7 protein-coding genes are annotated in these 8,463 nt (G+C 41.8%); all 7 read left to right on the top strand.

The genetic code is table 11. The features are described from left to right. The first annotated feature begins 19 nt into the window (after positions 1 to 19). Positions 20 to 376, top strand: coding sequence for a hypothetical protein (locus CFT42_RS09740; RefSeq protein WP_088810054.1), 357 nt, complete (start codon positions 20 to 22; stop codon positions 374 to 376). Between the two features lie 91 nt (positions 377 to 467). Beyond that, positions 468 to 1,595 (top strand): GGDEF domain-containing protein, encoded by a 1,128-nt coding sequence (locus CFT42_RS09745; RefSeq protein WP_159458160.1) that lies wholly within the window; start codon positions 468 to 470, stop codon positions 1,593 to 1,595. 123 nt (positions 1,596 to 1,718) lie between these two features. Continuing rightward, entirely contained in the window at positions 1,719 to 1,988 is a 270-nt protein-coding gene (locus CFT42_RS09750; protein WP_088810052.1) for a YiaA/YiaB family inner membrane protein, read from the top strand. A 237-nt stretch (positions 1,989 to 2,225) separates the two neighbouring features. Continuing rightward, entirely contained in the window at positions 2,226 to 4,616 is a 2,391-nt protein-coding gene (locus CFT42_RS09755) for an immunoglobulin-like domain-containing protein (protein WP_088816028.1), read from the top strand. 100 nt (positions 4,617 to 4,716) lie between these two features. Continuing rightward, positions 4,717 to 6,408 carry a CocE/NonD family hydrolase gene (locus CFT42_RS09760; RefSeq protein ID WP_088816029.1) on the top strand — a complete coding sequence of 564 codons (1,692 nt, stop codon included), beginning with the start codon at positions 4,717 to 4,719 and terminating at the stop codon, positions 6,406 to 6,408. Positions 6,409 to 6,522: 114 nt separating this feature from the next. Next, a complete protein-coding gene (gene pbpD1 / locus CFT42_RS09765) occupies positions 6,523 to 7,863 on the top strand; it encodes a D-alanyl-D-alanine carboxypeptidase PBPD1 (protein ID WP_088816030.1) in 1,341 nt (446 codons plus the stop codon). A gap of 272 nt (positions 7,864 to 8,135) precedes the next feature. After that, the coding region (locus CFT42_RS09770) for a T7SS effector LXG polymorphic toxin (protein WP_244169956.1) at positions 8,136 to 8,463 on the top strand (328 nt) is incomplete at its 3' end.

The following is an 8,463-nucleotide window of genomic DNA, read 5'->3' on the forward strand; positions in this document are numbered from 1 at the left end:
TATAAAGGAGCTGAAGCAGATGAAACAATTTTATGATGAGAGCCACTCTTCAGGTGAGGAATGCAGTCGTACGCTTTGGTACGGGCACTTTTCAAGCATAGAGGAAGAGGGACTAGAAGAAACAATTTGTAGACTCATTGCAGAAGACTTAAAGAAGAAAACGGAGCCAATCCCAACAGCCACACACTGGGTATTTTATCGTGAAGACATTCAAAAAGATGCTTTGGAGGAACAAATACGTTCTTCGATTATGATTTGCTTACGTGATAATCAATATATAGTTCATTATAATATGTCTGATTTTGAGTTTGTCTTGTTTTATGACGCCATTACAAATTGGGTTAAAGAGTTGGAAGTTAGGTTAAATAAGATTTGAATGGCAAAACCGCCTTTTTGTGATTAATTTTACATTCTTTGCTTAAATTGTTAAAATAAAGTAGACGAATTTATCATGGAAAGGAATGTATATGTTAATAGAAGTTATTATGGCGTCTCTGACCAACGTTTTCATTGTGATTACTGGTTGCTACATCATCAATAAGATAATTCCAAATGAAAAAAAGTTGAGTCTTACTTGGAAAACACGTTGTTATATTGTTATGGCGGCTTCTGTGACGAACTTTGCTTTGATGTTTTTCGCGATTAAGTTACCAAGTGGTATTCAAGTTGATTTACGTTTTATTGTTTTTATGCTATTAGCGTATTATATTGGCGCTTCCCCTGCGCTCCTTGCCGCCCTGGTTGCTTGTGGCATTCGTATTTTTATTGGTGGAGGACTAAACGAAGCTACGCTATTTGGGGTGTTTTGCACGTTAACCGTGGCACTCCCGCTTATTTTTATTGCGGTGAAGCTTAGGAAAAGCAAATTGCACCAAATCCAGTCCTTTCTCCTTTTAAACACAATAGGGGTGACGATTTATACGGCTACGTTGTTTCTTTATTACGGATATCAGCCATTTGTGTTTTTTATTGGCGGGAGTATCTTCGTAGTTTCATTCGTAGCGCTATTTAGCATTAATTTTATTATCAATGATATGCTCACGACGCGACGCTTACTCCGCGAAGAGGTTGAGTACGCGTATGTGGACTTTTTAACGGGGCTGTACAATGTGAGAGCTTTCAGCAGCCGTACAAAAGAGCTTGCGAAGAACCCGAAAATTCAGGAGCTCGCCATTTTTATTATGGACATTGATTTTTTTAAGAAAGTTAACGATACGTATGGGCACGCATCTGGTGACCGCGTACTCCAATCAATTGCTCAAACGATGAAAACAAAAGTGGAGATGCCTGAAAATCTCTTCCGAGTCGGCGGGGAAGAATTTTGCTACCTACTGCCAAACGCGCCTAGTGAAAAAGCCCATGAAATAGGTGAAGAAATTCGATTAGCTATTCAAGAGCATCCTATTATACTTAGCTCAAGCGAAACAATTCGAACAACGATTTCAATCGGTATCGCATCGGGTGGAAAAAGTAGAAAACAACTTAATAAGCTTTATCAATATGCAGATAAAGCGCTCTATGAGGCTAAACATACGGGGAGAAACAAAGTAGTTTTATGTAATAGTGAAGACATGCAAGACGCGGTTGCTGGATAAGTAACTGGAATCGGGAAAATTCTTATGTTTAAAAGAATAAGTGTCGAAAAATTGTCACAAATAATCATACAATGGTATGATATAGTGAATAAGTAAACAGATTTATAAAAAAGGAGACTATCTATGAAGAGAAAAGCTTATCGAAATTCACCAGCTTTTGTATTGTTGGCTTGGGGATCATTTGTTACATTTTTAGCATTGATGGTAATTGGGTTAATTACGTTAAAAGAACCGTTAATGGTAAAAGGATATTACTTGATGGGAGCTGTTGGTTTAATTTCATCTGCCTTCACAGTTGCAAAAGTAGTACGGGATAATCAAGAAGACGAAGAGCGTTACAATCAGATGTTCCGTGCAATTGATCAAAGTGCTGAACGAGAAAGTCAAAATTAGTTTACGTTGAAACAAACCAGAAGGAGAATTTCTGGTTTGTTTTTTTTGTATGATAGGTCCAAAATGTAGTTATTTGTCTTTGAAAATTGACAAAAAAGTGAAAATAGGTTTTTTGATTCGATTTATATAAAGATAAAGGTTGTCACTTATTTTTAAATATGTGTATATTGTAAATACAAATTTATCGTTAGATAATTTGTAAAATTTAAAAAATTCAACAAAAAGGGGTTTGATTGAATGAAAAATAAAAAAATCGGCAAAAAAAAGATGAGAATCATTGCTGTTTTGACTCTTGTGACAGGCTTAATCATTTCGCCTATTATCAAAGGAAAGCTAGATATGCAAGTAGATGCGGATACGGCAGTAAGTCATTCAAACGTTCAAAATGATGCAGCAGTTAATACGCTTCAAAATGGTGATTTTGAGAATCCATCTTTTAACAGTGCGGAAAACTGGAACTGGTTTGACGCATCGCTTGTACCAGGGTGGCAAACAACAGCTAGCGACAATCAAATTGAGTTATTGAAGACAGGTTTTATTGATACGATTATTCAGCAAACTTTTCATGCACAAAGTGGCACGCAATGGGCCGAACTAAATGCACATGAGAATTCAGCGCTTTATCAAGATATTTCAACAACACCAGGGACAAAAATTCGTTGGCAAGTCTATCACATGGGTAGACAAAAGGCAGATATTGCTATTGCTGAATTTGGTGCGCCTGGTGGGGCACTAATTGAACAAGTAAGAATGACTGATGGGAATAGTGGCTGGGGAGAATATAAAGGTAGCTATACAATTCCTGAGGGCCAAACAACAACGCGCTTTCAATTTCGTGCGGTCAGTAATACGGGTGAGTTTACGAGTAGAGGAAACTATTTAGATAACGTCCAGTTTACAACGCCGTCTGAACTTCAAGTGAAGGGTCAATTTTCTTTGGATAGTATAAAAATTGGTCAGAGTGCGGATTATCAATTGGAAGCTAAAAATATAGGTGGGATGACAGCTGTTAACAATCAATTTTCTGTTCGGATTCCGAATGAGTTATCCTACACAACTGGAAGATTAACGTCCGCGAATACGAGGGTTAGTCAGGAAAGTTATAATGAAGCGACGCGCACGCTTACTTTTAAAACAGATAGTATTGCAAAAAATGCTACTGTGAATGTAACCATTCCGTTAACTGGGAGCAGTGAAACATCTGCTGCGAGCCCTGATACAGCAGCAACCTATAGTGATGAAAACTTTGAGGAAGAAAGTTACAATGCAGACGCAGTTGATGATGCGATTGCGGTGAGAACCGATGAACGACCTGTCCTCACGGGGGAAGCGGAAACGGTTATACAACTGAATGCTCTGTTTGACCCAATGAGTACAATTCGTGCGACGGATAAAGAGGACGGGGATATTACAGCTCATGTTCGTGTAACGAGCAATTCGGTTGATACGAGCCAATCAGGCAGATACGCAGCAAGCTATGAAGTTACAGACAGTGACGGGAATAAAGCGACTTTTAACCGCACGATTATTGTAAAAGATATTCCAGCGATAACGGGTGAGCGCGAAACACGCTTAAACCCGAATGTGGAATTTGATCCGATGAGCACGATTCGAGCGGCTGACAAAGAGGACGGAGATATAACGAGTCGTGTTGTTGTAACGAACAACCCTGTTGATACGAGTAAATCTGATACATATGAAGTAAGCTACGAGGTCGCGGATAGTGATGGAAATAAAGCGACTTTCATTCGTACAGTTATTGTGACAGCAGCCCCACTAATAACAGGGGAGATGGAAACGCGCTTAAATCCGAATGCGGAATTTGATCCAATGAGTACAATCGGGGCATCGGATAAAGAAGACGGGGAAGTGACGAGTCAAGTTGAGATTACAAGTAATAATGTTGATACGAGCAAACCAGACACGTATCAAGTGAGCTACGAGGTGACGGATAGTGACGGGAATAAAGCTGTATTTACCCGCACGGTTTTGGTTACAGAAATGCCGCTAATAACTGGGGAAGCTAAAACGCGTTTAAATCCAAATGCGAAATTTGATCCAATGAGTACGATAAACGCGACGGATGAAGAAGATGGAGACATTACAAGCCAAGTTGAGATTACAAGCAACAACGTCGATACGAGTAAATCAGATACGTATGAAGTAAGCTACGAAGTGACGGATAGCGATGGAAATAAAGCGTTCTTTATACGTACAGTAATTGTCACTGAGGCGCCGGTTATAACGGGGCAGGAGACGATAACTTTAAAACAAGGTGAGTTGTTTGACCCGTTTGTCTATCTAACAGCGCAAGATAAAGAGGACGGCAACTTGACAGCTAAGATTGAAATTATTTCGAATAACGTAAATACAAATTACCCAGATACGTACCAAGTTTTTTATAAAGTAACGGATTCGGACGGGAATGTGGCGGAATTTACTCGCGAAGTCATTGTACAAGCGGAACTTTTGAAATTATCTGAGCCAACTAAAACACTTCCGAAATCGGGAGATACTGCATCGACCAAAACGGTAGTGCTAGGGTTTATCTTATTGACACTCGGAATGCTTCTTCTATGGCGAAAAAAGAAGAAGGAAAATAAGGAAAGCGTTAAAGTATCTAAATAGAAGTAAATCATTACAATGGGGGTTTCCTGCAAATTAGGAAGCCTCTTTTTTGACTTCTCTTCCAATTTACGAAAAAATAAGGTGGAGAGGTGGTTTTAAAATGGAATCGAGACGGATTGTTTTAGAACGAAATGTAGCTATGGAAACACGTGACGGGGTTACACTTATGGCGGATATTTATCGCCCAGAAAAAGGCACTTACCCGGTTTTACTAACGCGGCTACCTTATAGCAAGGAGTACGGTTTGAACTTTATGCGGGCGGAAATTTTGGCGGAGGCGGGCTACGTGGTTATTGTGCAAGATGTGCGTGGTCGTTATTCTTCTTCTGGAAAATTTGTGCCATATGTGGCGGAGGAAAGTGACGGGTTTGACACGATTAAATGGGCTGCTAACCTGCCATATGCAAACGGCGTGGTAGGCATGTTTGGCCTGTCTTACTACGGTTATACGCAAATGCTTGCTGCGATTAGCGGAGCACCTGAACTAAAAGCGATTGCACCTGTGATGGCGCAAAATAGTATGACAGACGTGTTTAATGACCATGACGGTGCGCTCGAACTCGGCATGTGGGAAACATGGAATTTGGAGTCGATGCTTCCAAATATGATTGCACGGGAAGAGTCATCAAAACGGAGTGAGCGTCTGCAAGATGTATTGCGTGACTTAGACGACATTGATTCTTGGTATGACTTTAAGCCGTATGTGGAGTGGCCACCAATTGTGCGAACGGGTGCGATGAATTATTTTTCGGAATTGCTCTCACTTCGGCCAGATGATGCGCACTGGCGCGGGATTACGGTGCGGGATCATTATGCGCGTGTGAATGTGCCGGGGCTACATATTGCGGGCTGGTACGACTGCTTTTTGGATAAAACGATTGCGAATTTTAAAAATGGGCATGAACGTGGTTTGGGGGATAAACTGATTATTGGGCCATGGACGCATGCGAATTTCACACAGTACATTGGAAATCGGGATTTTGGGTCGGCGGCGAATAAATTTAGCGGGCCGAGTATGCATAAATTGCATCTTGCGTGGTTTGATCATCATTTGAAGGGCAGAGATGAGGCGCCGCGTCCAGCGGTTGAATATTTTGCGATGGGGGCGAATGAATGGCGGTCGGCGAAAAATTGGCCGCTTGAGAATACGCACTTCACGCCGTTTTATTTGGCAAGCGAAGGGTCGGCGAACACGCGAAATGGCGACGGCAGGCTGCACACAAAGCTTCCGGAGGGGAATCAAACGCAAGATTTTTACACGTATAATCCTGAAAATCCGGTGCCATCGAATGGCGGTGGTACGCTCCACAAGGGGCTTCAAGTTGATGGACCGAAAGATCAGGCGGCGCTTGAACTTCGCGAAGATGTTTTGTGCTACACGTCCGCTTCGGTGGAGGAGCCACTTGAAGTGACAGGGCCGATTGTTGTGGAATTGTATGCGAAAACGGATGCGGTGAACACCGATTTTACGGCCAAACTGGTGGACGTTGCGCCAGACGGAACGGCATTCAATTTGACCGATGGAATCATTCGTGCGTCCAGTGTGCATCAAAATGACGTTGCAAACCACATTTTAAAATATACGATTGATCTGTGGGCAGTTAGTAATGTGTTTCTTCCAGGGCATCAGATTCGCGTGGAAATTTCCTCAAGCAACTTCCCGCGTTTTGATCCGAATCCAAACACTGGTGGAAGCTTTATTGACACGGCGACGAGCATCCCCGCAAACCAAGTTATTTTTCATGATGCGGAACATCCGTCCTGTGTCATTTTGCCGATAATAAAAAAATAGATAAGTCTATAGTTGGTGTACGGTATTCCGTATTCATGGTAAAATAAAATGGTTATGTTTTTAATTTTAGAGAAAACTGGCGCGTGCCAGTGGTTTTATAAAGGAGAAGGTAGAGTGAAGAAATTTACAAAAAAAATCGGCGCTGTTTTAATGGCTGGAACGATTGCAATTAGTGGACTATTTATGAGCCCGAGTTTAGCGCAGGCGGCAGATGCACCAAACGTGAATGCGAGTGCAGCCATTGCGATTGAGGAAAGTACTGGAAAAATCTTATATTCGAAAGATGCCGATAAATTATTAGGTATTGCGTCCATGACGAAAATGATGGACGAATACATTCTCCTTGAGCAAATTCATGATGGAAAAATAAAATGGGACGATAAAGTCACGATTTCAGAGTACGCTCACAAAATTTCACAAGACACGTCATTATCAAACGTGCCACTCCGCCTCGGCGAAGAATACACCGTCCAAGAGTTATATGAGGCGATAGCCATTTATTCCGCAAACGGTGCGGCTATTGCACTCTCGGAAAAAATCGCCGGTTCCGAAGGTAAGTTTGTTGAAATGATGAATAAGAAAGCGAATGAGCTAAAACTTGGCGACCACAAGTTCGTCAATTCTACTGGGTTAAACAATGAAGATCTAAAAGGTATGGAACAAGTTGGGACGAATAAAGATGAAAACCAGATGACCGCGCGTGGCATGGCAAAACTAGCGAAACATCTCGTCGATGACTATCCAGAAGTTCTGAAAACGGCGAGCATTACGAAGAAGGATTTCCGACCGGGAACGTCCGACCGTATCGCAATGACAAACTGGAACTGGCTTCTGCCAGGCCTGATTTACGGCCGCACAGGCGTTGATGGTCTTAAAACGGGTACGACTGATTATGCGGGAATGTGCTTAACTGCAACGGCTGAACAAAATGGTATGCGCGTCATCACAGTCATTCTCCATGCAAATGGCGGAACTGGCGCAGGTCAGCACAACAGTGCGCGCTTTGACGAAACAAACAAAATGCTCGATTATGCTTTCAATAATTTTAAAGTTCAAGAAGTAGCAAAAGCAGGAACTGCAGTGAAAGACCCTAAAACGATTGATGTCGTGAAAGGGAAAGAAGATACAGTTGGCCTTGTAACTGGAGAAAATGCCAATCTCGTTGTTCCCATTTCAACTGGTGATGCCAAATTAGACAACAAAGTAACATTAAAAGAAAAGTCAATTGATGCGCCAGTCAAAAAAGGTACCAACGTAGGAACGATGTCCATTACTCTTAAAGATGGTGATAAGCTAGGCTATGTTGACGGCACAGACGTGTTAACCGTTCCAGTTATCACAAATGCAAATGTCGAAGAAGCAGGCTGGTTCACGCAAAGCATGCATGCAGTCGGCGGTTTCTTCCAAGGTGTAGGAACATACGTATCTGACGGAGTTAAAGGTTGGTTTAACTAAAAAAATTTTAGACCCTAGGCAAAGGATTTGTCTAGGGTTTGCTTTGCAATGAATGTATTTGTTTTAGTTGTAAAATTAGCGATTTCGTGCACAATTCCCTCTTATATTCCTTTGTGTTATACTGAACCATGTAATTATTAGACAACAAAGAGGTGAATGGATATGATTAAAATCCGAATTAGCAAAAACCAATTGCGTACATTCATAAGCGAGTTAAGGGAGACAAGAAGTAAGCACCATACGCAAGCCGAGCTTCGAAAGGCGTTGTCCTCATGAGCCGGATTAGTATTGCCGAAGTACGTGCCTTTCAAGAAGCCTTACAAAAGGCCAATGCCACCATGCGTGCTCGTATTCAAGCGGTACAAGCAAGCGCCTTTCGTTATTCGGTGGATTATTTCTTAGACGGGCAAGCGATTCAAGCTTCCCAGTATTATTTTCGCGAAACGTATCAGACGGTAGGCGGGAGTTTGCTCGAAATTTTAGATACGAGTGAAGCACTTCTGGAACGCTATTTGAATGATTTTAGTGCTCAAGTGGATGACTCGAAGACGGCCAAAGTCAATGCGGAGTTGTTAGGTGTAGCTGTAGAGAAAGCTCAAC

It is taken from the genome of Listeria goaensis (assembly GCF_900186125.1).
In the GTDB taxonomy this organism is placed as follows: Bacteria; Bacillota; Bacilli; order Lactobacillales; family Listeriaceae; genus Listeria; species Listeria goaensis.

What these genes read in the sequence shown, in the direction of transcription:
- CFT42_RS09740 (WP_088810054.1), top strand. Translation starts at nt 20, where the DNA reads ATGAAACAATTTTATGATGAGAGCCACTCTTCAGGTGAGGAATGCAGT.
- CFT42_RS09745 (WP_159458160.1), top strand. Translation starts at nt 468, where the DNA reads ATGTTAATAGAAGTTATTATGGCGTCTCTGACCAACGTTTTCATTGTG.
- CFT42_RS09750 (WP_088810052.1), top strand. Translation starts at nt 1,719, where the DNA reads ATGAAGAGAAAAGCTTATCGAAATTCACCAGCTTTTGTATTGTTGGCT.
- CFT42_RS09755 (WP_088816028.1), top strand. Translation starts at nt 2,226, where the DNA reads ATGAAAAATAAAAAAATCGGCAAAAAAAAGATGAGAATCATTGCTGTT.
- CFT42_RS09760 (WP_088816029.1), top strand. Translation starts at nt 4,717, where the DNA reads ATGGAATCGAGACGGATTGTTTTAGAACGAAATGTAGCTATGGAAACA.